Below are 23,693 nucleotides of genomic sequence, written 5' to 3'. Positions count from 1 at the left end.
ATGAGTCTGGAAAACCTGTCGTGCCAGAAGAGCTTCGGCGGCTGGCATAAACGCTACAAACATCACTCCGATGTGCTCGGCTGCGACATGACTTTCGCCGTCTACCTGCCGCCGCAAGCGGAGCAGGGCGGCAAGCTGCCGGTGCTGTACTGGCTGTCCGGCCTGACCTGCACCGATGAGAACTTCATGCAGAAAGCCGGTGCCCAGCGCATGGCGGCGGAACTGGGGTTGATCATCGTGGCGCCGGACACCAGCCCACGTGGGCCCGGTGTACCGGGCGACCCGGATAACGCCTGGGATTTCGGCCTGGGCGCAGGGTTTTACCTGAATGCCACGCAGGAACCGTGGGCCAAGCACTATCGGATGCATGACTACGTGGTGCAGGAATTGCCGGCATTGGTTGAAGCGCATTTCCCGGCTTCGTACAAACGCGGTATCAGCGGCCACTCCATGGGCGGCCACGGTGCGTTGGTGTGTGCCCTGCGCAACCCTGGGTGTTACCTGTCGGTGTCGGCGTTTTCGCCGATTAACAATCCGATGGATTGCCCGTGGGGCCAGAAAGCTTTCTCCCGTTACCTGGGTGAAGAGCGCGCCAAATGGCGTGAATGGGATGCCTGTGTGCTGATCGGCGAAGCCTCGGAAAAGCTGCCGTTGCTGGTGGACCAGGGCGACCGCGACGATTTCCTTGCCGTGCAGCTCAAGCCCGAAGCCTTGCAGCAAGCGGCCAAGGCGGCCAGCCATCCGCTGGAACTGCGCCTGCAGCCTGGCTACGACCACAGCTACTTCTTTATCGCCAGCTTCATCGAAGATCATTTGCGACATCATGGTCGTGCTTTGCTCGGTTAATATGAGGCAAAAGTAGGTAGAATCACGCCCTGAATTAAATCGGGGCGTTTTTTTATGCGTATTGGCCACGGCTACGATGTGCACCGTTTCGCTGAAGGCGATTTCATCACCCTGGGCGGCGTGCGCATTGCACACCACCATGGGTTGCTGGCTCATTCCGACGGCGACGTTGTCCTGCATGCCTTGAGCGATGCCTTGCTCGGCGCGGCGGCGCTGGGCGATATCGGCAAACACTTTCCGGATACCGATCCTACCTTCAAGGGTGCGGACAGCCGTGTCCTGCTGCGCCATGTGGTCGGCCTGATCCATGCCAAGGGCTGGAAGGTCGGCAATGTCGATAACACCATTGTGGCCCAGGCGCCGAAAATGGCCCCGCATATCGAATCCATGCGCGCACTGATTGCCGCAGACCTGCAAATTGAATTGGATCAAGTCAACGTGAAAGCCACCACCACCGAAAAGCTCGGGTTCACCGGTCGTGAAGAGGGCATCGCGGTGCACTCCGTCGCCTTGTTGCTGCGCGCATGAACGACCTGCAACTGCTAGGCCCGCGTGCCTATGGCGAGGCCCTGGGCAGCGCGGTCCTGAAGGCCACGGCTGAAGATTTCCAGGTCGACGAAGTGCTCGATATTCCGCTCAGCGGCGAAGGCGAGCACCTGTGGTTGTGGGTTGAGAAGCGCGGGCTCAATACTGAGGAAGCCGCGCGGCGTATCGCCAAGGCGGCTGGCGTGCCGTTGCGCACTGTCAGCTATGCCGGGCTCAAGGACCGCCAGGCGTTGACCCGCCAGTGGTTCAGCGTTCAACTGCCGGGCAAGGCCGATCCGGACATGAGCGCTGCGGAAAACGACACCCTCAGGATCCTGAAAACCGCCCGCCACAAGCGCAAGCTGCAGCGCGGCGCGCACTCGGCCAACGGCTTTACCTTGCGCCTGACCCAATTGGCCGGTGATACCGCCGCCATTGACGCTCGGTTGCAATTGATTGCCCAGTACGGCATCCCCAACTATTTCGGCACCCAGCGTTTTGGCCACAACGGTGGCAATGTCGTCGACGCGCGGGAATGGGCGGCGCGCAAGGCCCTCCCGGAGCAGCGCAATGTGCGTTCGCGGTTGTTGTCCACCGCGCGCAGTTTTCTCTTCAACAAAGTGCTGGCGGCGCGCGTCGCCGACGGTTCCTGGCAGCGCGCGCAAGTGGGTGATCTGCTGGCATTTACCGACAGCCGCAGCTTTTTTCCGGCGGGGGAGGCTGAGTGCAGCGACCCGCGCCTGGCGATCCTGGACCTGCACCCTACCGGCCCGCAGTGGGGCGAGGGTGATTCTCCGGCGACAGGCGCCACGTTTGAGTTGGAGCAGGCGGTCGCCGCCGGTGAAGCCGACCTGCGTGATTGGCTGGTGAGTGCCGGCATGAGCCAGGAACGTCGCATTCTGCGACTGCCCATTGGCGGGTTGACGTGGCATTATCCCGGGCCTGACATTCTGCAATTGGAATTCGTCCTGCCGGCCGGATGCTTCGCCACTGTCTTGGTGCGCGAGCTTGTTGATCTGGTGCCGGTGGGGCAGACGGACAGCCCATGCGTATTCTGATATCAAACGATGACGGTGCCACCGCACCCGGCCTTGCCGCGCTCTATGCTGCGCTGCAGGATTACGCCGAGTGCGTGGTGGTTGCCCCCGACCAGGACAAGAGCGGCGCCAGCAGTTCGCTGACGCTCGACCGTCCGCTGCACCCGCAGGTTCTGGCCAATGGCTTTATCAGTGTGAACGGCACCCCCACCGACTGCGTGCACCTGGCGATCAACAGTTTGTTGGACCAGGAGCCGGACCTGGTGGTGTCGGGCATCAACCTCGGCGCCAACCTGGGCGACGACGTGCTGTATTCCGGCACGGTGGCGGCGGCGCTTGAAGGACGCTTCCTCGGCCGTACCTCGTTTGCGTTTTCGTTGGCATCGCGGCAACTGGACAACTTGCCCACCGCGGCCTATTTCGCGCGCAAGCTGGTGGAGGCCCATGGCGCCCTGGACCTGCCGCCGCGCACGGTGCTCAACGTCAACATTCCCAATTTGCCCCTCGACCACATTCGCGGTATCCAGCTTACGCGCCTGGGCCATCGCGCCCGCGCGGCAGCGCCGTTGAAGGTCGTCGACCCGCGTGGCAAGGAAGGCTACTGGATCGCGGCAGCGGGCGATGCCGAAGACGGTGGCCCAGGCACGGACTTTCACGCGGTGATGCAAGGCTATGTGTCGATTACCCCGTTGCAACTTGATCGCACCTTCAGTGATGCCTTCAGTAGTCTCGATGGCTGGCTGGAGGGGCTGCGCTGATGGCTCGTGAACAAGACGACCTGCTGCGCCGGGGCATCGGGATGACCTCCCAGCGCACCCGTGAGCGTTTGATCCAGCGCCTGTACGAAGAGGGGCTTTCCAACGCCCAGGTGTTGGAAGTGATCCGGCGTACGCCTCGGCACCTCTTTGTCGATGAAGCCTTGGCCCATCGTGCCTACGAAGACACGGCATTGCCCATCGGCCATAACCAGACCATCTCCCAGCCTTATATGGTTGCGCGCATGAGCGAGCTGCTGCTGGCGGCGGGGCCGCTGGACAAAGTGCTGGAGATCGGCACCGGTTCCGGCTACCAGACGGCGGTGCTGTCGCAACTGGTGGAGCGGGTGTTCTCGGTGGAGCGCATCAAGGTGCTGCAGGATCGCGCCAAGGAACGCCTGGTGGAGCTGAACCTGCGCAACGTGGTATTCCGCTGGGGCGATGGTTGGGAAGGCTGGCCGGCGCTGGCGCCCTACAACGGGATTATCGTCACTGCCGTGGCCACGGATGTGCCGCAGGCGCTGCTCGATCAACTGGCCCCGGGAGGGCGGCTGGTCATTCCGGTGGGTTCCGGTGAAGTGCAACAATTGATGCTTATTGTCCGTGAAGACGATGGTTTTTCCCGGCATGTACTCGGCGCCGTGCGTTTTGTGCCGTTGCTCAATGGCCCGCTGGCCTGATCATTTTTCGCGGGCAGTGAATTCTGTTGGTGAGGATGTGTCTTACGGCGGGGTCTATCAAGTCAACATGATGGGCGGGGCGATTCAACGCGCTGAATGATTCGTTTCAGTCGCGTGACGGTAAAACTTCAATGCCCAGTTATACTTGCGTCATATTTCAAGCCTGATACAGGCATTCATGTTCAGCCACCACAAAGGGAGCGGCGGGTGAGTCTCACAGGTCTTGCGCAGCGTATGAGTAAAACAAGTTTTCAGCGACTGGTGCTTGGCCTTGTCTTTGGTTCCCTTCTGGTAGGGTGTTCCAGCTCGCCAAGCAGCGGTGCACGGGTGGTTGACCGCAATAACGCTGCACCACAAAAGCCGACGGTGACCACCGGGCAGTATGTCGTGCGCAAGGGCGACACCTTGTTCTCGATTGCCTTCCGTTATGGCTGGGACTACAAGGCCCTCGCAGCCCGTAACAATATTCCTGTGCCCTACACGATACATCCGGGTCAGACGATTCGCTTTGACGGTCGCACCGGTTCTACCCCTACGGCAGTTGTGACAAACACCGGATCTTCGCCGTCGTCTTCGAGCAAAACCACCATCATTACCCGGCCTGCGGGTACCGCTGCGCCGAGTGTCGCGAACAAGCCGGCACCCGCGCCGTTGCCCCCCGCAGGGCCTGCGCCGACCGGTTGGGGATGGCCCTCAAATGGAGTGTTAATTGGAAAATTCTCTTCAAACGGCAGTTTGAATAAAGGCATTGATATTGCCGGGGATTTGGGACAGCCTGTTTTAGCTGCGTCTGATGGGACGGTGGTGTACGCCGGGAGTGGTTTGCGGGGCTACGGCGAGCTGGTCATCATCAAACACAGCGATACCTACGTCAGTGCTTACGGCCACAACCGTAGGCTGTTGGTTCGGGAGGGGCAGCAGGTCAAAGTCGGACAGACAATTGCCGAAATGGGATCAACTGGTACAGACCGGGTGAAACTGCACTTTGAGATTCGCCGTCAAGGGAAGCCTGTAGATCCACTGCAATTCCTACCCCGTCGTTGATATGTTGCACAGCCTGTTCCTCACGTAGAAGGAACAGGCTCCAGCGTTGCCAAGGATAAAGGCGTCGCTTGAGCTTGAGGTCGAACTCACCAAAGGACTATAACAATGGCTCTCAGTAAAGAAGCGCCGGAGTTTGACATCGACGATGAGGTTCTCCTTATGGAGACCGGCATCGCTACGGAATCGATGTCGAATGAGGGACCTGCTGTACCTTCAGTTCGCACCAAATCCAAGAACTCCACCGCGTTAAAGCAACACAAATACATTGATTACACCCGGGCGCTCGATGCGACCCAGCTGTACCTCAATGAAATCGGCTTTTCCCCTCTGCTGACTCCCGAAGAAGAAGTCCATTTTGCGCGCTTGTCGCAAAAGGGTGATCCGGCTGGGCGCAAGCGCATGATTGAAAGCAACCTGCGCCTGGTGGTGAAAATCGCCCGGCGCTACGTCAATCGTGGGCTGTCCTTGTTGGACCTGATCGAGGAGGGCAACCTGGGCTTGATCCGGGCGGTGGAGAAGTTCGATCCTGAGCGGGGCTTCCGCTTCTCGACCTATGCCACCTGGTGGATTCGCCAGACCATCGAACGGGCGATCATGAATCAGACCCGCACGATCCGGTTGCCAATCCATGTGGTCAAGGAGCTCAACGTGTACCTGCGGGCGGCACGTGAGCTCACTCAAAAACTCGATCATGAACCCTCGCCCGAAGAAATCGCCAACCTGCTGGAAAAACCGGTAGGGGAGGTCAAGCGCATGCTGGGTCTTAACGAGCGTGTGTCTTCGGTCGACGTCTCGCTGGGTCCGGACTCGGATAAAACCCTGCTGGACACCCTGACGGATGATCGTCCTACGGATCCCTGCGAGCTGTTGCAGGATGATGATCTTTCCCAAAGCATTGACCAGTGGCTGTCGGAGCTCACGGACAAGCAGCGTGAGGTGGTGATTCGCCGCTTCGGCCTGCGTGGCCATGAGAGCAGTACGCTGGAGGACGTAGGCCTGGAGATTGGCCTGACCCGTGAGCGGGTGCGGCAGATCCAGGTGGAAGGGCTCAAGCGCTTGCGCGAGATCCTGGAGAAGAATGGCTTGTCGAGCGAGTCGTTGTTTCAATAACGACGCCGCTTGAGTGCTTGAATGTGGGAGGGGGCTTGCCCCGATAGTGGTCTGTCAGTCAATGCAAGTATCGACTGCTACACCGCCATCGGGGGCAAGCCCCCTCCCACATTTTTTGCGCACGACATTTTATTCATGTATGCCCAAATCCCAGGCATAAAAAAACCCCGCTTTTAAGGGCGGGGTCTTTTTGACTGAGTCAGTACAAGTTAGATAACTTGAACTTCTTCAGCTTGCATGCCTTTCTGACCGCGGGTAGCGATGAAAGAAACCTGTTGGCCTTCTTTCAGGCTTTTGAAGCCGTCGGATTGGATAGCTTTGAAGTGAACGAACAGGTCGTCACCGGATTGTGGAGTGATGAAGCCGAAGCCTTTTTCATCGTTGAACCACTTAACGGTACCAGTTTGGCGATTAGACATGGTGTATCTCCTTGGACAAAGTTAACTGCGACTCAGGAAAAGCCCTGGCCGAGACTGAGTGCAAAGAGCAGGAAAAATTCTTGGAGATGGTTGGATCGAAATTCAACATATCGTGTAGAGATTCTCAGTGACACAAGCAGCACAGTGGCGCCACCTTAACCCTTTTTCCGGAACGTGCCAATGGTATTTCCGAAGGTTTCTCTATTTTCGTGACTGGCGGTGGTATTTACACACACCGGTTGCGGCAATGCGGGTCCCGGCCCCGCTGGCTGCGCCTTATGACAGCCGGTGCGTTCATCAAGAAAAGCCCGACGCCCTTTGAACCCCAACGCCGGCCCCGGTAAGATGCCCCACAGAATTTTTCCACCTCGCTATTCAGGACACCCGCCATGAGCATCAAATCGGACAAGTGGATTCGCCGCATGGCGCAAGAGCACGGCATGATCGAACCGTTCGTCGAGCGCCAGATTCGTGGTGAAGGCGATGACCGCGTGATCTCGTACGGCGTTTCCAGCTACGGCTACGATGTGCGCTGCGCCGACGAGTTCAAGGTGTTCACCAACATCAACTCGGCGATCGTGGATCCGAAGAACTTCGACGAAAAGAGCTTCGTCGATGTGAAAAGCGACGTGTGCATTATCCCGCCGAATTCCTTTGCCCTGGCACGCACCGTGGAATTCTTCCGGATTCCCCGCGACGTGCTGACCATCTGCCTGGGTAAAAGCACCTACGCGCGCTGCGGCATTATCGTCAACGTGACGCCACTTGAGCCTGAGTGGGAAGGCCACGTGACCCTGGAGTTCTCCAACACCACCACCCTGCCGGCGAAAATCTACGCTAACGAAGGCGTGGCGCAGATGCTGTTCCTGCAGTCTGACGAGGCCTGTGAAGTGTCCTACAAAGACCGCGCCGGCAAGTACCAAGGCCAGCGCGGCGTCACCTTGCCACGCGCTTGATCGAAAGGTCCTACGCGTAAAGGGAATTAGTCCGGAGAAAGTGACTCTATTGGGTGTACTGCCTCGGTGCGTGCAAAACGCACCGAGCCACGCTTGAGGAGTGCCTTATGAAGATTGACCCGCGAATCAGCGCAGAACTTGCCCGGCTTGAACCCAACCAGATTGGCGTTCTGGCCTGGTCCCTGATGGCTGATCCCGCCTATTCAGGCGGCATCCCCGGCCAACCCGATGAGGATTGGCCACAGCAGCCCACCGAGCCCGGTGAGCCGACCCTTCCGGACGAGCCGCCTCCCGCACCGGTCGCCTGATACCCGCAAGGCCGGTCAGCGCACCTGCCACACCTGGTGATCGCCGATGACAAAGATTCGGCGGTCATTGTCCTGCTCCACCGTATGCCCCCCGGTAAACGCCCCAAACGCCGGCAGCAGGCTGACGCGTGTGCCGAACTGGAAACACGGCAGGCGCAGGCTCTGCCGGCCCTTGCCGCGTAAGCGATACACCGGGTGCACATGCCCCGCCAGCACATGGTGGCTGGCATGGGCGTGCGGTTCGTGTTGCAGGGCGAAAGGGCCCATCAACAGGGGCTCCGGGACCACTTCGATGTTCAAGTCAGCCGGTGGGTCGCCCGCGCGTTTATCGTGATTACCGCGAATCAAGGTCATCGACAGGTCGCAATGACGTGCTCGCCAGGCTCTCAAGGCGCTGAGGGTGCCGCTGGCGTGGGAGCCGGGCCCGTGGAGGAAATCGCCGAGAAAGATTACCTGGGCGCACGGTACGGCCGCCAACAGCCGATCCAGGCGCTGCAGATTCTCGGTGGTGGTGCCTTGCGGTACCGGCTGGCCCAGGCTGCGATAGGCCGATGCCTTGCCAAAGTGTGCATCGGCGATCAGCAGGCACTGGCGCGCGGGCCAGTAGAGCGCCTTATCCGCCAACAGCCACAGCTCTTCGCCCTCCAGCGTCACTGAGCACACCATCAGCGTTTGCCGTTATCGGCGACTTTTTCCAAGTCCTTGACCATCCGCGCAATGCGCTCCGAGAGTTTTTCCGAACTCATGCTTTCGCGCATCCGTTCTACCAGCAGTGGGAAGGCCAGGGGCGTAGGACGTTCGATCCTATGCACGTCCAGTGTCAGCGCCGAGAGGCGAAGCAAGGTCTCTTCCAGCCGACGAATATCCAATTCGTCGCGCAGGACTTCTTCCCCCGCCTGGGCCAGCAACAGGTTTTGCGGGTCATATTGCTTGAACACTTCAAAGAACAACCCGCTGGATGCCTGCACCTGGCGCGTGCTTTTCGGCGCGCCGGGGTAACCGGCAAACACCAGCCCGGCGATACGCGCAATCTCGCGAAAGCGGCGCAGGGCGAGTTCCCCGGCGTTCAGGCTGGCTGCTACGTCTGCCAGCAACTGCTTCGGGCTCAGCAGCGCCCCATTCAGCAAGCGTGGCCAATCCAACTCGGTGGCGCTGAGCAACTCCAAGCCATAATCGTTGACGGCAATCGAGAAGGTCACAGGCTGCTGCTGGCTGACCCGCCACGCCAGCAGACTCGCCAGTCCCAGGTGCACCTGGCGGCCGGCAAACGGGTAGAGGAACAGGTGCCAGCCCTCCCGCGATTTCAAGGCTTCGGCCAACAAGTGCTCGCGCGTCGGCAAGCCGGACCAGCGCAATTGTGTCTGCAGCAGGGTTTGCACAGCCCGCATTTCCGGCCCCTCGTAGACCCCGTGCGCGGCCGCATCGAAGCGCTCCACCACGGCTTGGGCCAGCTCATTGGAAAGGGGCATGCGCCCGCCATTCCAGCGGGGTACGGCAGCTTTTTTGGCGCTGCTGCGGCGCACATAGGCGGTCATGTTTTCCACCCGCACCAATTCCAGCAGGCGTCCGGCAAACAAGAAGCCATCACCCGGCTTGAGGCGTGCGATAAAACCTTCCTCGACACTGCCCAGGTTCTTGCCACCGCCGCCCTTGCTCCAGAATTTCAGCTGGATACTGGCGTCGCTGACAATGGTGCCCACGCTCATGCGATGGCGGCGCGCAAGCCGGGCATCGGGGACGCGCCAGATGCCGTGCTCGTCCGGGGCCACGCGGCGGTAATCCGGGTAAGCGGTCAGCGATAAGCCGCCATGCCGTACAAAACCCAGGGCCCAGGCCCAATCGGCCTCGCTGAGGTCACGATAGGCCCAGGCGCCACGCACCTCCGCCAGCAGCGCCTGCGGCGTAAAGCCACCGCCCAGGGCCATGCTCACCAAATGTTGTACGAGCACATCCAACGGCTTGTTGGGCGATTCGCGGGCTTCGATGCGCCGCGCTGCAATGGCGTCCTGGGCCGCAGCGGCTTCCACCAGTTCCAGGCTGTGGGTCGGCACCAGGGTCACCCGCGACGGCCGTCCGGGTGCATGGCCGGAGCGCCCGGCGCGTTGCATCAGGCGCGCCACGCCTTTGGCCGAGCCGATTTGCAGCACGCGCTCCACCGGCAAAAAATCCACCCCCAGGTCCAGGCTGGAGGTGCACACCACCGCCTTGAGCTGACCGTCTTTCAACGCCCGCTCCACCCAGTCGCGGGTCTCGCGGGCCAGCGAACCATGGTGCAGGGCAATCACCCCGGCCCAATCCGGGCGTGCATCGAGCAGCGCCTGATACCAGATTTCCGACTGCGCCCGCGTGTTGGTAAACACCAGGCAACTGCTGCTGGCGTCGACCTCGGCGACCACCTGCGGCAGCATCTTCAAGCCGATATGCCCGGCCCAGGGAAACCGCTCGGCGATGGGCGGCAGCAAGGTGTCGACGTGCAACTGCTTGGCCGTTTGTCCCTGCACATTAATCCCGTCCCCTTGTGGGACCAGCACTTCCAGGGCGTGGGACTGGTTACCGAGGGTGGCCGAAATGCCCCACACCATCAGTTCGGGATGCCAACGCCGCAGCCGCGCCAACGCCAGTTGCAACTGCACGCCGCGCTTGTTGCCGATCAGTTCATGCCATTCATCCACCACCACCATGCGCAGGTGCGCCAGGCTCGTTTCGCTGTCGGCGCGGGCGAGCATCAGGGTCAGGCTTTCCGGGGTGGTGACCAGGGCGGTGGGCTGGCGTCGGGTTTGCCGGGCACGCTCGCTGCTGCTGGTATCGCCGGTGCGCAGGCCGACGCTCCAGGGAATCTGCAAGGCCTCGAGCGGCGCTTCGAGGGCGCGTGCGGTGTCAGCGGCCAACGCACGCATGGGCGTGATCCACAGCACGGTCAGTGGCTCAGCCGGCGGTTTGCGTTTACCGGTGGCGGGCGGGCGGGTGATTGCGAAACGATTGAGGGCGGCAAACCACAGGGCGTAGGTTTTGCCGGCGCCGGTGCTGGCGTGCAGCAAGCCCGAGCGGCCGTCCTTGACCGCCGTCCATACGTCTTTCTGGAAAGCGAACGGCTTCCAGCCTTTGGCGGCAAACCACGTTTTGGCGAAGTCGAGGGGTTTTGCCATGGGGCGGCGAACGCTCTGGAGGGCCTATTCCACAGACCCTCCAGGCGTCGCAAAGGTTTACTTCAAATTGCCGCTCAGGAACTGTTGCAGGCGTTCGCTCTTCGGATTGCCCAGCACATCCTCCGGCGCGCCTTGCTCTTCCACCAGGCCCTTGTGCAGGAACAGCACCTGGCTGGATACCTTGCGTGCAAAGCTCATTTCGTGGGTCACCATGATCATGGTGCGGCCTTCCTCGGCCAGGCCCTGGATGACCTTCAACACTTCACCCACCAACTCCGGGTCGAGGGCCGAGGTGGGTTCGTCGAACAGCATCACTTCCGGCTCCATGGCCAGGGCACGGGCGATGGCCACCCGTTGCTGCTGGCCACCGGACAGGAACGCCGGATATTGGTCCGCCACGCGTGCCGGTAAACCCACTTTGTCCAGGTAGCGACGGGCGCGGTCTTCGGCGTCCTTTTTGCTGCAACCCAGCACCCGGCGCGGGGCCATGGTGATGTTTTCCAGCACGCTCATATGGCTCCACAGGTTGAAATGCTGGAACACCATCGCCAGTCGCGTGCGCAGGCGCTGCAGTTCGGCATCGTCGGCCACGCGCATGCCGTGGCGGTCGCTGACCATGCGGATCGGCTGGCCGTCGAGGGTCATGGCGCCGTCGTTGGGGGTTTCCAGGAAGTTGATGCAACGCAAAAAGGTGCTTTTGCCCGAGCCGCTGGCGCCGATCAGGCTGATCACATCACCGGTCCTGGCCTTGAGCGAGACGCCTTTGAGCACCTCATTGTCGCCATAGCTTTTATGCAGGCCTTCAACGGTCAATTTGTACATGGGGCGTGCATCCTCAAGGCGAAAGTAGATAGCCGCTGCGGTAGGCCTCGGTGCCTGCGACATGGCCGATGACCATCCCGGCAGTGGCCATGCGGCGCAGCGAACGGGCGTAAAGCAGGCCGGCCTTCTGGCAGTGCACGGGCGTTACGCGGTCGGTAATGGGGTCGATGATTTCGGCGATCAGTTGCCCGGCTTCCAGGTATTCACCGGGCAGGGCGCTGAACACCAGCAGGCCGCCCACCGGCGTTGCCACGGGTTCGACGCCCGCCAGCGGCGTGGCGGGGTAGGGCAGTTCGGGCAGCGGTGCGGCGTCGCCGGCAATCGCGCCGAAGTGAATCAGGTAGTCGATGATTGCCTGGCAGTCGAGGGCGGCCAACCCATGGTTGACGTCGCCCTGGCCACGCAGTTCGACGGTCACCGAAAAACTGCCCATGGGAATCGGGAAGCGCGCGCCAAAGCGTTGTTGCAGCTGCCACCACACCAGGGTGAAACACTCATCGAAGGATTGCCCGCCGGAATCGGTGGCAAGCAGATTGGCCTCCGAGCCGATATAGCGTGCCAGCGGTTCCACCTGCGGCCAGGCTTCGGGCGTGGTGTAGAGGTGCGCCACGGCTTCGAAGTCGCAATGCAGGTCCAGCACCATGTCGGCATCGCAGGCCAGGCGTTGCAGCACCAGCCGCTGGGCGTGCAATTGGGTCGCGGCGGTTTGCCCGGCGAGGGCGGTGCTCAACGCGGCACGGATCAGCTCGACGTTGTGCCGGGGATCATCCCCGAGCAACGCTTCGACCTGGTCGCCCACTTCTTCGCTGAGGTCGACAAACAGGCGATTGAAGTTCTGCCCGCTTTCCAACTCGTAGCGGCCCAGCGGGGTGTCCATCAACACCTGTTCCAGGCCTGCCGGATTGGCGATGGGCACCAGCACGATCTCGCTCAGTAACCGCCCGGCTGCCGCCAGCTCGGCCAGGCGCACCTTCAAGTGCCAGGCCACCAGCATGCCCGGCAGTTCATCGGCATGCAGCGATGACTGGATATAGACCTTGCCCTCGGCGTGTTCGGGGCCGAAGTGGAAACTGTGAATCTGCCGCGCCGTGCCTGGCACCGGCGCGACCAGATCGTGTACCTGATGATGCATGAAGGCTCCTTAATGGCTGGGCCCGAGAAACGCCAGCCAGCGGCGCTCCGCCAGACGGAACAGACCGACCAGGGCAAAGGTCACGGTCAGGTAGATCAGCGCGGCGATACCGAATGATTGGAACGTCATGAACGTGGCCGAGTTGGCGTCCCGTGCCACCTTGAGGATGTCCGGGATCGTCGCGGTAAACGCTACCGTGGTCGAGTGCAGCATCAAGATCACTTCGTTGCTGTAGTAGGGCAACGAGCGGCGCAACGCCGAAGGCATGATCACGTAGGCGTACAGCTTCCAGCCGCTTAAACCGTAGGCCTTGGCCGCCTCGACTTCGCCGTGGGCCATGCTGCGGATGGCCCCGGCGAAAATCTCCGTGGTGTAGGCGCAGGTGTTGAGGGCGAAGGCCAGGATCGTGCAGTTCATCGCATCGCGAAAGAACGCATCCAGCAGCGGTTGTTCGCGTACGGCGGCGATGCTGTAGATGCCGGTGTAGCAGATCAGCAACTGGATATAGAGCGGCGTGCCACGGAACAGGTAGGTGTAGAACTGCACCGGCCAGCGTACCAGCGGGTTGCGCGATACACGGGCGATGGACAGCGGGATCGACACCACAAAGCCGATCACCAGGGCGGCGCTGAGCAACCACAGGGTCATGGCCAGGCCGGTGATGTGCTGGCCGTCGCTATAGAGGAAGGGGCGCCAGTATTCCTGCAAGAGTTCGATCATCGCACCGCCTCCCGTGAGCCTGCGGAGTAGCGACGTTCAAGACGACGCAGGACGAAGTTGGACGCGCTGGTGATCAACAGGTAGATCAGCGCGGCGAGCACCAGGAAGTAGAACAGTTGGTAGGTGCTTTTGCCGGCATCCTGGGCGGCCTTGACCAGGTCCGCCAGACCGATGATCGACACCAGGGCCGTGGCCTTGAGCATTACCATCCAGTTGTTGCCGATACCCGGCAGGGCAAAGCGCATCATCTGCGGGAAGGTCACGTAGCGAAAGCGTTGCCCGCGCTTGAGGCCATAGGCCGTGGCGGCTTCCAGCTGGCCACGGGGCACGGCGAGGATCGCGCCGCGAAACGTCTCGGTGAAATAAGCACCGTAGATAAAGCCCAGGGTGATCACCCCGGCGCTGAATGGGTCGATCTCGATGTATTCCCATTCCATGAAGTCGGTCAGGCCGGTGAGCCAGGTTTGCAGGCTGTAGAAAATCAACAGCATCAGCACCAGGTCGGGTACACCGCGAATCAGGGTGGTGTAGAGCTGGGCGGGGATACGCAGGAAGGGCAAGCTGGAAAGTTTGGCGCTGGCGCCGAGCAGGCCCAGCAATACGCTGACGATCAGGGACAGCACCGACAACTTGATGGTCATCCAGGTGCCTTGCAGCAACAACGGGCCGAAACCCTTCAGGCTGAGTGCGCTCAGCCCGAGGGTTTGCAACAGTTCTTCGAACATAAATCAGGACCTATGGCGATAAAAAAGCGCCCCTTGAGAGAAGGGGCGCCCCAGGCATTATTTGCCGCTGTACAGGTTCAGATCGCCAAAGTGTTTCTTCTGGATGGTGGCGTAGGTGCCATCATCGTGTAACGCTTTGATACCTTTATCCAAAAGGGCCTTCAGTTCAGTGTTACCTTTTTTGATACCGATGGCGGTTTTCGATGGCAGCAATGGGTCATCGATGGCGGCGCTGACTTCATAGCCGGCACCGGCCGGAGACTTCAGGAAGCCCAGTTCGGCCTGCAGCATGTCCTGCACGGAAGCGTCGAGACGACCGGAAGTCAGGTCGGCGTAAACCTGGTCCTGGTTGGCGTAGGCCTTGGTGGTCACACCGGCTTTATCCAGTACCGCCTTGGCGTAGGCTTCCTGGATGGTGCCTTGCTCGTAGCCCACGGATTTGCCCTTGAGGGACTCTGGGGTCGAGTACCCCGCGCCTTTCTTGAACACCAGCGAGGTCGGGCCGGAGAACAGCTCGCTGGAGAAATCGATGGCCTTCTCGCGCACCGGGGTCACGGTCATGGACGAAATCACTCCGTCGAACTTGTTGGCTTTGAGGCCTGGAATCATGCCGTCAAAGTCACTCTCGACCCACTTGCACTTCACTTTCAGTTCGGCGCAGATCGCATTGCCCAGGTCGATATCGAAGCCTACCAGGCTGCCATCGGCCGCCTTGGATTCGAACGGTGCGTAGGACGGATCGACACCAAAACGCAGTTCCTTGTATTCCTTGGCCAGCGCGGTACCGGCGGCCATGCACAGAGCCAGTGCAGAAAGGGTCAGCAATGCTTTTTTCATTATTTAATCCCTGGAAACCAAGATAAGCGCTTGTGGCGCGTTTAGGACTGTTACTGAACGGTGTCAGACGGATCACGAGTAGCAATTTCTGCACCATAGTTCCGAATGAGCGTTTTAAAAGGTGGGACAAGGGAGTCATGAGTGTAGGAGATGCCCGAAAATGGGCATTGAAAATCGAGCGCACTATTTCGGAACATTTGGAGATCCGATTGTGGGAGGGGCGGTGTTCCGGGTCAGGCCAGTAAGTCCTGCAGGGTAGCAAGGTTATCCGCCTCATCCACTGCCTTGTCCTGGCGCCAACGCAACATCCGCGGAAAGCGCACCGCAATCCCGCTCTTGTGCCGCTTGGACAGGGCAATGCCTTCAAACCCCAGCTCGAACACCATGCTGGGCGTCACGCTGCTGACCGGGCCGAACTTCTCCACGGTGGTCTTGCGCACGATGGCGTCGACCTTGCGCATTTCTTCGTCGGTCAGTCCTGAGTAGGCCTTGGCGAAGGGCACCAGCGTGCGTTCACTGCCGGGCGGGCCATCCCATACGGCGAAGGTGTAGTCGCTGTAGAGGCTGGCGCGCCGGCCATGGCCGCGTTGGGCGTAGATCAACACCGCATCGACACTGAAGGGGTCGACTTTCCACTTCCACCACAGGCCCATGTCCTTGGTGCGGCCCACGCCATACAGGCCGTCGCGAGCCTTGAGCATCATGCCCTCCACGCCGAGGCTGCGGGAGGCTTCGCGTTGCAGTGCCAGGTCCTGCCATGTGGCGCCCGTCAGCAGGGGCGAGGGCTGCAACACGGGTTGGTTGCACTGGGCAATCACCTGTTCCAGTTGGGCGCGACGTTCGGCCTGGGGGTGGTTGCGCCAGTCGTCGCCCTGATGTTCCAGCAGGTCATAGGCGAGGAGCGCAACCGGGGCATCGTCGAGCACTTTTTTGCTCAGGGTCTTGCGGCCAATGCGCTGCTGCAAAAGGGCGAAGGGTTGTACCGAGTCCTTCCACACCACGATCTCGCCATCGATCACCGTGCCATCGGGCAGGCCACTGACCAGGCTGTGCAGTTCGGGGAAGCGCTCGGTCACCAGCTCTTCACCCCGCGACCAGATCCACAGCCGGCCTTCGCGCTTGACCAGCTGCGCGCGAATGCCGTCCCACTTCCATTCCACCTGCCAGTCGGCGGGGGAACCGAGCAAGGCGTCGAATTGCTCCACCGGTTGCGCCAGCCCGTGGGCAAGAAAAAACGGATAGGGCTGTCCGCCCCTTTGTGCATGCTCGTCGGATGATTCGGCGGCGATCAGCTTGAGGTAGCCTTCGGCTGTCGGTCGGTTGGATAAATCGGTGTAGCCCACCAATCGCTGCGCGACGCGCTTGCTGTCGAGGTCGGCCATGGCCGCGAGCGCACGGGTGACCAGCAATTTGGACACGCCGACGCGAAAGCTGCCGGTGATCAACTTGATGCACACCATCAGGCTCGGCTGGTCCAGTTGCGCCCATAACGCCGGTAACCGTTCGGCCAGGTCCAGGGGCGACAGGCCACGCAGCGGCAGGAGTTTTTCTTCCAGCCATACGGCGAGGCCGTCCTCGGAGGTGTAGGTGGATTCCGGCAGGAGCAGGGAAATCGTCTCGGCCAGGTCGCCTACCGATTGGTAGCTTTCTTCGAACAGCCACGGCTCGATGCCGGATGCTTCGGTGGCCATGTCCCGCAGCAGACGCGTCGGTACCAATTGCCGCGGTCGTCCGCCGGACAGGAAATACACCGCCCACGCAGCGTCTTCAGGCGGCGCTTGCAGGAAGTAGGCTTGCAGGGCCGCGAGCTTGGCATTGCTGGAGGTGGTGGCGTCGAGGTTGGCGTACAGCTCGGCGAAGGCTTTCATGCCGTGGCCTCCTCTTCGTCATCGCCGTATTCGGTGGTGAAGCCCTGGGCATCCAGGCCGTTTTCCCGCAGGTGGCGTACCAATACCCCGACGGAGCCGTGGGTGACCATCACCCGTTCGGCCCCGGTTTGTTCGATCGCCCACAGCAGCCCGGGCCAGTCGGCGTGGTCCGACAGCACGAACCCTCGGTCCACCCCGCGCCGCCGCCGGGTACCGCGCAGGCGCATCCAGCCGCTGGCGAAGGCATCGCTGTAGTCGCCGAAGCGCTTGATCCAACTGCTGCCACCGGCGGAAGGCGGCGCGATGATCAGGGCCTGGCGCAGCAATGGGTCGGTCTTTTTGAAATCGCCGGCGTAGAGGGTTTCGGGAATATAAATGCCGGCCTCGCGGTACACCCGGTTCAGCGGCTCGACCGCGCCATGGCTGAGGATCGGGCCGATGCTGGCGTCGATGCCATGCAGGATGCGTTGGGCTTTGCCGAAGGAATAACAGAACAACACACTGGCTTTGCCGGCGGCGATATTGGCCTGCCACCAGTCGTTGATCCCGGCGAAGATCTGCGCCTGGGGCTGCCAGCGGTAGATCGGCAGGCCGAAGGTGGATTCGGTGATAAAGGTATGGCAACGCACCGGTTCGAAAGGCGCGCAGGTGCCGTCCGGCTCCACTTTGTAGTCGCCGGACGCCACCCAGACTTCGCCCTGGTACTCGAGGCGCACCTGGGCCGAGCCGAGTACATGTCCGGCGGGGTGAAAACTCAGGGTCACGCCGTGGTGGACGAGTTTTTCGCCATAGGCCAGGGTTTGCAGGTTGATGTCCTGGCCCAGGCGGGAGCGCAGGATGCCTTCGCCAGGGGCGGCGGCCAGGTAGTGCTGATTGCCCGTGCGGGCGTGGTCACCGTGGGCGTGGGTGATGACGGAGCGTTCCACCGGGCGCCAGGGATCGATGTAGAAATCTCCGGCGGGGCAGTAGAGGCCTTCGGGCCGGGCGATGACAAGGTCCATGGGGTGACCGGGGCGATGGGCTTATCAGGTATGAGGCGGGGGCGAGCGCAGAAGTTCTATCGGAATGCATGCAGTCCAAATGTGGGAGGGGGCTTGCCCCCGATAGCAGTGGTTCAGTCAAAACATCGGTGACTGATACACCGCTATCGGGGGCAAGCCCCCTCCCACATTTGGATCCGGTTTCACCAGGTTGAAGTCAGGTCACTTGCCTGGGGTCAGGGTCAACCTGGCCTTCCCATATACTTTCTCGAAGTTCTGCGGCTGCATCGGGAAGCTCAGGTATTGCGCCTTCAGCGACGGGTCGATGCCATTGGCGTAGTTCGGGCTGGCCGGGTTGCCGGATTGGCCGATGCCACCCTGGCCCATCATCGGCTCCACCTGGCCGAAGTCGACGATCATGCGCAACGCCGGCACCTGGGTGGTATTGAAGTCCTGGCCCCAGCTGTACGGCGCCGGGTTCAAGGTGTTGTGGTCGCCACCGGACGCCAGCGGGCCGCGAATCACTTGGCCACTGGTGTTTTTCCAGGTGGTGCTGTGCAGCTTGCCCCACTGCCAGGCCTTGTGGTCAGCACCCAGTTGGCTCTCGCCGGCGGTGATCGCGGCGGCCAGGCTGCGGGCGAGGATGGCGGGTTTGTCTTCTTTTTGCGCGGTGCGCACGTCGTCCCAGAACGGGCTGTCTTCGCGGCCCAGCAGGTGGTCGGCCTGGGCGGCATAGGACAGGTTGGCGTTGCTGACAAAGGCTTTCCAGCTGGCACTGTTTTCCGGCCCCAGTTCGTCGAGGAAGATCTGCCGGGTGCTTTCCTGCAGGAACAGTTCGTAGAGCGCCGCGTCGGCGGACGTCGATACCAGGCGGCCGTCGAACGCCATCAGGCGCTTCAGTGCTTCCCGTGCCTTGGCCTGGTCGGCCGCCGGCAACGCATCAATCGCCTGCTTCAAGGGCTGGGCCATGCCCGGCGCCTGGAACATGGTCTTGAGTTTGGCGGCAAAGGTGGTGGTCTGGTCGTATTGCATGGCGATCATGCTGCGGTTGTCGTGCTTGCCCGCATTGGCCAGTTGCGCCAGGCGCTCGCTGCGCTCCGGCGCATCCCAGGAGTTGGACAGCTGCATGCCGTAGCCGCGCGGCGCGGTGCGTTGGTTGGCGGTGCCGATCCAGCCTTGGGCCGGGTCCTGGTCATAGGGGTGCAGCATCGCGTCGGCGTAACCGTCCCAGTCAAAGCGCGTATCCCAACCGGGCGAGGGCAGCAGGCCTTCGCCTTCGCGGCGGTTGGGAAAGCGGCCGGTGACCTGCCAGCCAATGCTGCCGGCGTCGGCGAAGACCATGTTCAAGGCAATGGCGCGAATGTTGCGGGTTGCGTCCGAGGCCTTGCCGGCGTTTTGCGCGCGGGACAGGTCGAAGAATGCGTCGAGGCTCTTGTCATCCTTGAAGTCGGCGGTTTGCAGGGCCAGGCCAAAACCGCTGGTCAGGGCCTGGCTGCTGTTGAGCAGGGCACCGTGGCGGGTTTCGTACACCACTTCGCGAATCGAGCGTTGACCCTTGACGAAGAAAGTTTCATTACGCACCGCTGCCGGCAGCCATTTTCCGTTGTTCTCGTAGTACAACGCGCTGCCCTGGCGTTTGACCTTCTCCAGGAACAGGTCCTGGGTATCGCCCTTGACCGTGCTCATGCTCCACGCCACGTTGCCGTTGAAACCGGACAACAGGGTCGGCAGGCCGGCAATCGAGGCGCCGACGGCCTGGTATTTCGGTGCGCGAATCTGCACGTAGTTCCACGGTGACGGCGCCTGCGGCTGGGCGGCGAGGTCGCCTGCCAGCAGGCTCTTGCCGCTGCGACTGCGTTGCGGGCCGATGGCCCAGTTGCTCGACGTGGTAACCGCCAGCGAGTTGAGGCTGCTCAATTGCTGGCTGACCGTGTCCAGCCCGGCCAGGCCGGTGATCTGGCTGAGGTTCACGCCCTTGAGTTTTTCGGCTTCGGCCAGGGGGATCGGCTCATCCGGCGCGCTCGGTGTCAGCCAGGCGAGTTTGTCCACGCCGACCTTTTGCGCCAGCAGCAACGACGCCAGCTCTTCCTGCAGGTTGGCCGACTCGCTGAAATTCAGCAGGCAGAACAGCAGCGCCGAATCTTCCGGCTTCCAGTACTCAGGCTTGTAGCCGGTCTGGGCCAGGTCCGGCGGCAGCTTGTCGCGGTAGCGGAACAGGTAGGCATTGACGCCACGGGCATACACTTCGAAGAAGCGCTTGAGACGCGGCGACGAGGCGTTGTACAGCTCGCCGGCGCTTTTTTTCAGGTTGACCGCGCGCATGAAGCGGTCCACATCCAGCACCTCAGGCCCGGACATTTCCGCCAGGCGGCCCTGGGCCAGCAGGCGCAGGGTGACCATCTGGGTGATACGGTCACTGGCGTGTACATAACCGAGGCTGAACAGCGCGTCGTGGAAAGTGTTGCTTTCGATCAGCGGCATGCCCTGGGCGTTGCGGCGTATCGAAACATTCTGTGCGAGGCCCTTGATCGGCTGCACGCCGGCCACTGGCGGCAGGGTGTCCTGGGTGCTCTGGAGCTGGCAACCGGCCAGGCTTAATGCACTGGCCACTGCCGCGGCAACGCCGAACCGGGGAAGAAAATGTGAGAGGGCTGGCGAGGCCATGGCAAAGCTCCTGCGGGGGGTAGCGTCAGTAAAGGCGCTACGTTAGTGAGCGCGGTGAAACGACGCAAGCAGGAGTTTGGGTAAAGCGTTAGATCTTGAGTCGCACCGCCCCTCCCACCTGTTGACCGCGCACGACTTCAGGTCAGGATTCAGGCGGATTGACCTTTTGGACTAATTCATACGCCCGAACCGTCGCTGGCCGTTCCTTGATGCTATTGAACCAGCGATGAACGTGTGGGAAATCTTCCAGGCGCTGGCTCTGCCATTTGTGGGAAACGATCCACGGATAGATCGCCATATCGGCAATGCTGTAGTCCTCACCCGCCACGAACGCACGGTCCGCCAGACGTCGGTCCAGCACACCGTACAGACGGGCGGTTTCATCTACGTAGCGCTTGATCGCGTAGGGGATTTTCTCCGGTGCGAACTGGCTGAAATGATGGTTCTGACCCGCCATCGGCCCGAGTCCGCCCATTTGCCAGAACAACCATTGCAGGGCTTCCTGGCGACCGCGCAGGTCTTTTGGAATGAATTGGCCGGTTTTTTCCGCGAGGTACAGCAGGATCGCGCCGGATTCAAACAGCGAGATCGGCGCGCCGCCGTCGCTCGGGTTCTGATCGACGATGGCCGGGATGCGGTTGTTGGGGGCAATCTTCAGGAAGTCCGGCTTGAACTGGTCGCCCTGGCCGATGTTGATCGGGTGCACGTTGTAGGGCAGACCGGCTTCTTCCAGGAACAGCGATACTTTGTGACCGTTGGGGGTGGTCCAGTAATACAGGTCGATCATGAAGCTCTCCAAAAGTGGTGATGCTTGAGCGAATGCCTGTAGGTATAGGTAAAGGTGGGAGGGTGGAAATTCAATCAAACATTTGCGTCTACCCTTAGACGCTTTCGATTTGGAATGCGATGCAGCTGTGGAAGGGAGCGAACTCCCTCACACACACGTGGGCCCTCAGCGCGATTTACGCGCCGTGGCACTTCTTGAATTTCTTCTCACTGCCGCACGGGCAAGGATCGTTGCGGCCAACGTCCTTCAACGCATTGCGCACCGGCTCCTGGTGAGCGTGGCCGCAGTTCGGGCCGTGGACATGGCCGTGGTCGTGATCATGGTGATCATGATCATGGTTGCAGTCAGGACCATGGACATGGGGTTGCTGAGTCATCGATGTCGCTCCGGAATAAAATCGCCGGGGATTATCTCGCCATTGTGGTTCACCTGCACGTCATAACCGATGAATAATCCGGTTTTCAGTTCACCCTCCAGACGATACGGCACAGGCTGGTCGGGTTTTTTCAGCATCTGCACCACGTCGCGGATCTGCGGCCAGAGGTTGGTGCGCACCGACACCTTGAAAAATGCATGGCCCTTGGGCGGTACCGTCAGCCATTCATTGGACTCGCCTTCGGTGAGCACAAAGTCATCCAGGGTGACCTTGTAGATCAGCCCACGCACGGTCAGGTCAGAGTCGTCGCGGTTATCCACGCGAAAGTACAGCTTGAATTTCTGCTCCAGCAGCTTGGCCCGCACCACTTCGACTTTCACCAGGGAAACGTGGGGCGGGGGCGAATCGTCTTCGAACCAGGAGGCGCAACCGGTCAGGCCGAAGGTTAACGCCAGCATCAAGCTGTAGATCCGAAGCATGGCGTGAGTCCTGTGGTGGTTAGAGATAGCTGGAACAACACTTCTTGAAGTTGTACAACAATTCACTACTCAGCTGTAATTGTTGCTTTGCTGAGCGTACCTGAGCCACTCCAGAGCCGATACAGTCAGGCAGGCGGTGACGTGCCATAAGCGCCGTCCGGGAGCACCGCCACAATGTTCATTGTGCTGGCCGATCATTGATTGATGCTGACGGATGCTTGCCGTTCGTCGCACTAAATAGAAAATAGTTGCTTTATTTGTTTGGATATGCTTGACAAATCCTGTTTTGCCGTGTTAGAATGGTGTGTAGATAGGGAGTTTTTATTTCTTCCCTGCAAGGCCCGCCATTTCTCCTAGCAAGCTCGTAAGAGTTCGCTTACCCGGCCCGGCGATCCACCGTCCAGCTCCCACGTAGTGAGTGGCCCAACTACGTAGACACAGAGTGCGGACTTTGTGTCGGCCACAGCCCTTGGCTCTTCGAATGGGCAACAAGCATCGACACCAAACTAAGGCAGGCGCCCACAGCTACTGCCTTTTTTTGTACCCGCAAATCAGTCCCGCACGTTTCCACCACAAATTAAAGAGGAAAGCCAAACATGGCCCACGTTACACGCACGTGCAAAAACCCTGCATGCAAGAAAGAGTACCAGAGTAGAACGGCTCGCTCTTTGTACTGTTCCCCAAAGTGCAACACTGAGTATCACCGTCGCAACAAGAACAAGACAGTCGTCATTGGATTGTTGTCTGTAGAGTTTCGTGATGTCGAAGATAAGACTTTGGAAGAGTTAACTTCCCTTGTAGAAAACTGCCTCACAGACGACATGAGAAAGATCATCCATAAACCCCCAGCCCAAACAGGAGAAATACAACATGCTTAAACAGCCAGATTCAGTAGAGCTTCAAGCTCGCATCGAGAGTGCCCAGGCGGGCTACAGAGACCGCAAGAGCGGTCTTGATATGAATGCTGGAACTGATCCGGTAACTGGGCGAGCAGTACCCAAACAAGTTGACGGCGGTACAGTGGTATTCTTCTGCCCTCATCCCTTAGACATCCTGCCAACTTATCTTGAGCAGGTACATAAGGGCTACCAGATTCACCCGCTATCAGTGGTACAGATTGACCATAGCCGTTTCGACATCTACTTCTTCAAGCCAGAATCAGATATCAAAGCAGCGCTTGAGCAGATCGCCCAGGATGTGACAGTCCAGTATTACGCAGAAGTTGAGCAGCACAACGAACTGTTTATACAGGCACAGGTGGACGCTCAGCTGAAAGTGGACCGTGCCCGCGAAGAGCGAGATTTGGCTAAAGCAGAAGCAGAGCGTAGAGCGGCAGTTGAAAAGCAGATTCGTGAAACCTTCAAGCCAACAGAAGCCGCCCCAGTTCCAGCGCCAACTAAAGGGAAGCGCTCTTAATGGATGGGCTAACCAAGTTGCTATTGACCAAGTACCGCCCGGAGCTTCTACAGGAGCCTGT

The 23,693-nt window shown here is 60.6% G+C and carries 24 protein-coding genes; 10 read left to right on the top strand and 14 right to left on the bottom strand.

The genetic code is table 11. The features are described from left to right. From fghA to rpoS, 7 genes are all read left to right on the top strand, one after another. Positions 1-846: an S-formylglutathione hydrolase gene (fghA, locus tag FX984_RS23915; RefSeq protein WP_146475823.1), complete on the top strand. Its 846-nt coding sequence runs from the start codon at positions 1-3 to the stop codon at positions 844-846. A 54-nt stretch (positions 847-900) separates the two neighbouring features. Next, positions 901-1,374, top strand: a complete 474-nt coding sequence (gene ispF / locus FX984_RS23910) for a 2-C-methyl-D-erythritol 2,4-cyclodiphosphate synthase (RefSeq protein WP_012722614.1) — start codon at positions 901-903, stop codon at positions 1,372-1,374. Then, complete coding sequence (gene truD, locus FX984_RS23905) at positions 1,371-2,429, top strand: tRNA pseudouridine(13) synthase TruD (protein ID WP_146475822.1); 1,059 nt, start codon at positions 1,371-1,373, stop codon at positions 2,427-2,429. Before ispF ends, truD begins: the two co-directional genes overlap by 4 nt. Continuing rightward, positions 2,417-3,166, top strand: coding sequence for a 5'/3'-nucleotidase SurE (gene surE / locus FX984_RS23900; RefSeq protein WP_027604459.1), 750 nt, complete (start codon positions 2,417-2,419; stop codon positions 3,164-3,166). Before truD ends, surE begins: the two co-directional genes overlap by 13 nt. Before the next feature lie 41 nt (positions 3,167-3,207). Then, on the top strand, positions 3,208-3,843 hold the full coding sequence (locus tag FX984_RS23895; protein ID WP_169899534.1) for a protein-L-isoaspartate(D-aspartate) O-methyltransferase: 636 nt from the start codon (positions 3,208-3,210) through the stop codon (positions 3,841-3,843). Between the two features lie 207 nt (positions 3,844-4,050). Beyond that, a complete protein-coding gene (locus FX984_RS23890; RefSeq protein WP_027604458.1) occupies positions 4,051-4,887 on the top strand; it encodes a peptidoglycan DD-metalloendopeptidase family protein in 837 nt (278 codons plus the stop codon). A gap of 105 nt (positions 4,888-4,992) precedes the next feature. Beyond that, positions 4,993-5,997 carry an RNA polymerase sigma factor RpoS gene (rpoS, locus tag FX984_RS23885; protein ID WP_025855149.1) on the top strand — a complete coding sequence of 335 codons (1,005 nt, stop codon included), beginning with the start codon at positions 4,993-4,995 and terminating at the stop codon, positions 5,995-5,997. 209 nt (positions 5,998-6,206) lie between these two features. On the opposite strand, the gene FX984_RS23880 is transcribed toward rpoS, so the two are convergent. Beyond that, the gene (locus tag FX984_RS23880; RefSeq protein WP_002554837.1) at positions 6,207-6,416 is read right to left on the bottom strand and encodes a cold-shock protein; all 210 of its coding nucleotides are present in this window, start codon (positions 6,414-6,416) and stop codon (positions 6,207-6,209) included. 389 nt (positions 6,417-6,805) lie between these two features. Between FX984_RS23880 and dcd the strand changes: the two genes are divergently transcribed. Both dcd and FX984_RS23870 read left to right on the top strand, forming a co-directional pair. After that, the gene (dcd, locus tag FX984_RS23875; RefSeq protein WP_003172320.1) at positions 6,806-7,372 is read left to right on the top strand and encodes a dCTP deaminase; all 567 of its coding nucleotides are present in this window, start codon (positions 6,806-6,808) and stop codon (positions 7,370-7,372) included. Between the two features lie 107 nt (positions 7,373-7,479). Next, positions 7,480-7,680 (top strand): hypothetical protein, encoded by a 201-nt coding sequence (locus FX984_RS23870; RefSeq protein WP_146475821.1) that lies wholly within the window; start codon positions 7,480-7,482, stop codon positions 7,678-7,680. Between the two features lie 15 nt (positions 7,681-7,695). On the opposite strand, the gene pdeM is transcribed toward FX984_RS23870, so the two are convergent. The 13 genes from pdeM to FX984_RS23805 all read right to left on the bottom strand — a co-directional run bounded on the left by pdeM (position 7,696) and on the right by FX984_RS23805 (position 22,216). Further along, complete coding sequence (pdeM, locus tag FX984_RS23865; protein WP_098480263.1) at positions 7,696-8,346, bottom strand: ligase-associated DNA damage response endonuclease PdeM; 651 nt, start codon at positions 8,344-8,346, stop codon at positions 7,696-7,698. Then, on the bottom strand, positions 8,346-10,826 hold the full coding sequence (locus FX984_RS23860; RefSeq protein WP_146475820.1) for a ligase-associated DNA damage response DEXH box helicase: 2,481 nt from the start codon (positions 10,824-10,826) through the stop codon (positions 8,346-8,348). Before FX984_RS23860 ends, pdeM begins: the two co-directional genes overlap by 1 nt. A gap of 57 nt (positions 10,827-10,883) precedes the next feature. After that, positions 10,884-11,648 carry an ABC transporter ATP-binding protein gene (locus FX984_RS23855; RefSeq protein WP_016973168.1) on the bottom strand — a complete coding sequence of 255 codons (765 nt, stop codon included), beginning with the start codon at positions 11,646-11,648 and terminating at the stop codon, positions 10,884-10,886. Positions 11,649-11,661: 13 nt separating this feature from the next. Then, positions 11,662-12,780 carry a succinylglutamate desuccinylase/aspartoacylase family protein gene (locus FX984_RS23850; RefSeq protein ID WP_146475819.1) on the bottom strand — a complete coding sequence of 373 codons (1,119 nt, stop codon included), beginning with the start codon at positions 12,778-12,780 and terminating at the stop codon, positions 11,662-11,664. Between the two features lie 9 nt (positions 12,781-12,789). Beyond that, positions 12,790-13,500 (bottom strand): ABC transporter permease, encoded by a 711-nt coding sequence (locus tag FX984_RS23845; RefSeq protein ID WP_027604453.1) that lies wholly within the window; start codon positions 13,498-13,500, stop codon positions 12,790-12,792. Then, positions 13,497-14,225, bottom strand: a complete 729-nt coding sequence (locus FX984_RS23840; RefSeq protein ID WP_027604452.1) for an ABC transporter permease — start codon at positions 14,223-14,225, stop codon at positions 13,497-13,499. Before FX984_RS23840 ends, FX984_RS23845 begins: the two co-directional genes overlap by 4 nt. A 57-nt stretch (positions 14,226-14,282) precedes the next feature. Beyond that, positions 14,283-15,062: a transporter substrate-binding domain-containing protein gene (locus FX984_RS23835; protein ID WP_027604451.1), complete on the bottom strand. Its 780-nt coding sequence runs from the start codon at positions 15,060-15,062 to the stop codon at positions 14,283-14,285. 233 nt (positions 15,063-15,295) lie between these two features. Continuing rightward, positions 15,296-16,930 (bottom strand): ATP-dependent DNA ligase, encoded by a 1,635-nt coding sequence (locus FX984_RS23830; protein ID WP_092356463.1) that lies wholly within the window; start codon positions 16,928-16,930, stop codon positions 15,296-15,298. Further along, positions 16,927-17,931: a ligase-associated DNA damage response exonuclease gene (locus FX984_RS23825; RefSeq protein ID WP_146475818.1), complete on the bottom strand. Its 1,005-nt coding sequence runs from the start codon at positions 17,929-17,931 to the stop codon at positions 16,927-16,929. The genes FX984_RS23830 and FX984_RS23825 overlap by 4 nt, the downstream gene beginning before the upstream one ends. A 201-nt stretch (positions 17,932-18,132) precedes the next feature. Beyond that, positions 18,133-20,574 carry a penicillin acylase family protein gene (locus FX984_RS23820; protein ID WP_146475817.1) on the bottom strand — a complete coding sequence of 814 codons (2,442 nt, stop codon included), beginning with the start codon at positions 20,572-20,574 and terminating at the stop codon, positions 18,133-18,135. Positions 20,575-20,716: 142 nt separating this feature from the next. Then, the gene (locus FX984_RS23815; protein ID WP_027604447.1) at positions 20,717-21,361 is read right to left on the bottom strand and encodes a glutathione S-transferase N-terminal domain-containing protein; all 645 of its coding nucleotides are present in this window, start codon (positions 21,359-21,361) and stop codon (positions 20,717-20,719) included. A gap of 175 nt (positions 21,362-21,536) precedes the next feature. Then, positions 21,537-21,737, bottom strand: coding sequence for an SEC-C metal-binding domain-containing protein (locus tag FX984_RS23810; protein ID WP_003189235.1), 201 nt, complete (start codon positions 21,735-21,737; stop codon positions 21,537-21,539). Then, positions 21,734-22,216: an LEA/WHy family protein gene (locus FX984_RS23805; protein ID WP_027604446.1), complete on the bottom strand. Its 483-nt coding sequence runs from the start codon at positions 22,214-22,216 to the stop codon at positions 21,734-21,736. Before FX984_RS23805 ends, FX984_RS23810 begins: the two co-directional genes overlap by 4 nt. Before the next feature lie 870 nt (positions 22,217-23,086). Between FX984_RS23805 and FX984_RS23800 the strand changes: the two genes are divergently transcribed. Next, positions 23,087-23,632 carry a hypothetical protein gene (locus tag FX984_RS23800; protein WP_146475815.1) on the top strand — a complete coding sequence of 182 codons (546 nt, stop codon included), beginning with the start codon at positions 23,087-23,089 and terminating at the stop codon, positions 23,630-23,632. Positions 23,633-23,693: the final 61 nt, after the last annotated feature.

This window comes from Pseudomonas marginalis (assembly GCF_008692035.1).
Lineage (GTDB): Bacteria > Pseudomonadota > Gammaproteobacteria > Pseudomonadales > Pseudomonadaceae > Aquipseudomonas > Aquipseudomonas marginalis.
Note: the sequence above shows the minus strand (reverse complement) of the source record. Positions and strands in the feature narration are given on the sequence as shown.

Bases quoted from the DNA above. Each gene is read 5' to 3' on its own strand.
- ispF (WP_012722614.1), top strand. From the start codon at position 901: ATGCGTATTGGCCACGGCTACGATGTGCACCGTTTCGCTGAAGGCGAT.
- rpoS (WP_025855149.1), top strand. From the start codon at position 4,993: ATGGCTCTCAGTAAAGAAGCGCCGGAGTTTGACATCGACGATGAGGTT.
- FX984_RS23840 (WP_027604452.1), bottom strand. From the start codon at position 14,225: ATGTTCGAAGAACTGTTGCAAACCCTCGGGCTGAGCGCACTCAGCCTG.
- FX984_RS23805 (WP_027604446.1), bottom strand. From the start codon at position 22,216: ATGCTTCGGATCTACAGCTTGATGCTGGCGTTAACCTTCGGCCTGACC.
- FX984_RS23825 (WP_146475818.1), bottom strand. From the start codon at position 17,931: ATGGACCTTGTCATCGCCCGGCCCGAAGGCCTCTACTGCCCCGCCGGA.
- FX984_RS23820 (WP_146475817.1), bottom strand. From the start codon at position 20,574: ATGGCCTCGCCAGCCCTCTCACATTTTCTTCCCCGGTTCGGCGTTGCC.
- truD (WP_146475822.1), top strand. From the start codon at position 1,371: ATGAACGACCTGCAACTGCTAGGCCCGCGTGCCTATGGCGAGGCCCTG.
- fghA (WP_146475823.1), top strand. From the start codon at position 1: ATGAGTCTGGAAAACCTGTCGTGCCAGAAGAGCTTCGGCGGCTGGCAT.
- surE (WP_027604459.1), top strand. From the start codon at position 2,417: ATGCGTATTCTGATATCAAACGATGACGGTGCCACCGCACCCGGCCTT.
- FX984_RS23860 (WP_146475820.1), bottom strand. From the start codon at position 10,826: ATGGCAAAACCCCTCGACTTCGCCAAAACGTGGTTTGCCGCCAAAGGC.
- FX984_RS23800 (WP_146475815.1), top strand. From the start codon at position 23,087: ATGCTTAAACAGCCAGATTCAGTAGAGCTTCAAGCTCGCATCGAGAGT.
- FX984_RS23810 (WP_003189235.1), bottom strand. From the start codon at position 21,737: ATGACTCAGCAACCCCATGTCCATGGTCCTGACTGCAACCATGATCAT.
- FX984_RS23870 (WP_146475821.1), top strand. From the start codon at position 7,480: ATGAAGATTGACCCGCGAATCAGCGCAGAACTTGCCCGGCTTGAACCC.
- FX984_RS23830 (WP_092356463.1), bottom strand. From the start codon at position 16,930: ATGAAAGCCTTCGCCGAGCTGTACGCCAACCTCGACGCCACCACCTCC.
- FX984_RS23855 (WP_016973168.1), bottom strand. From the start codon at position 11,648: ATGTACAAATTGACCGTTGAAGGCCTGCATAAAAGCTATGGCGACAAT.
- FX984_RS23850 (WP_146475819.1), bottom strand. From the start codon at position 12,780: ATGCATCATCAGGTACACGATCTGGTCGCGCCGGTGCCAGGCACGGCG.
- FX984_RS23845 (WP_027604453.1), bottom strand. From the start codon at position 13,500: ATGATCGAACTCTTGCAGGAATACTGGCGCCCCTTCCTCTATAGCGAC.
- FX984_RS23880 (WP_002554837.1), bottom strand. From the start codon at position 6,416: ATGTCTAATCGCCAAACTGGTACCGTTAAGTGGTTCAACGATGAAAAA.
- pdeM (WP_098480263.1), bottom strand. From the start codon at position 8,346: ATGGTGTGCTCAGTGACGCTGGAGGGCGAAGAGCTGTGGCTGTTGGCG.
- dcd (WP_003172320.1), top strand. From the start codon at position 6,806: ATGAGCATCAAATCGGACAAGTGGATTCGCCGCATGGCGCAAGAGCAC.
- FX984_RS23895 (WP_169899534.1), top strand. From the start codon at position 3,208: ATGACCTCCCAGCGCACCCGTGAGCGTTTGATCCAGCGCCTGTACGAA.
- FX984_RS23815 (WP_027604447.1), bottom strand. From the start codon at position 21,361: ATGATCGACCTGTATTACTGGACCACCCCCAACGGTCACAAAGTATCG.
- FX984_RS23835 (WP_027604451.1), bottom strand. From the start codon at position 15,062: ATGAAAAAAGCATTGCTGACCCTTTCTGCACTGGCTCTGTGCATGGCC.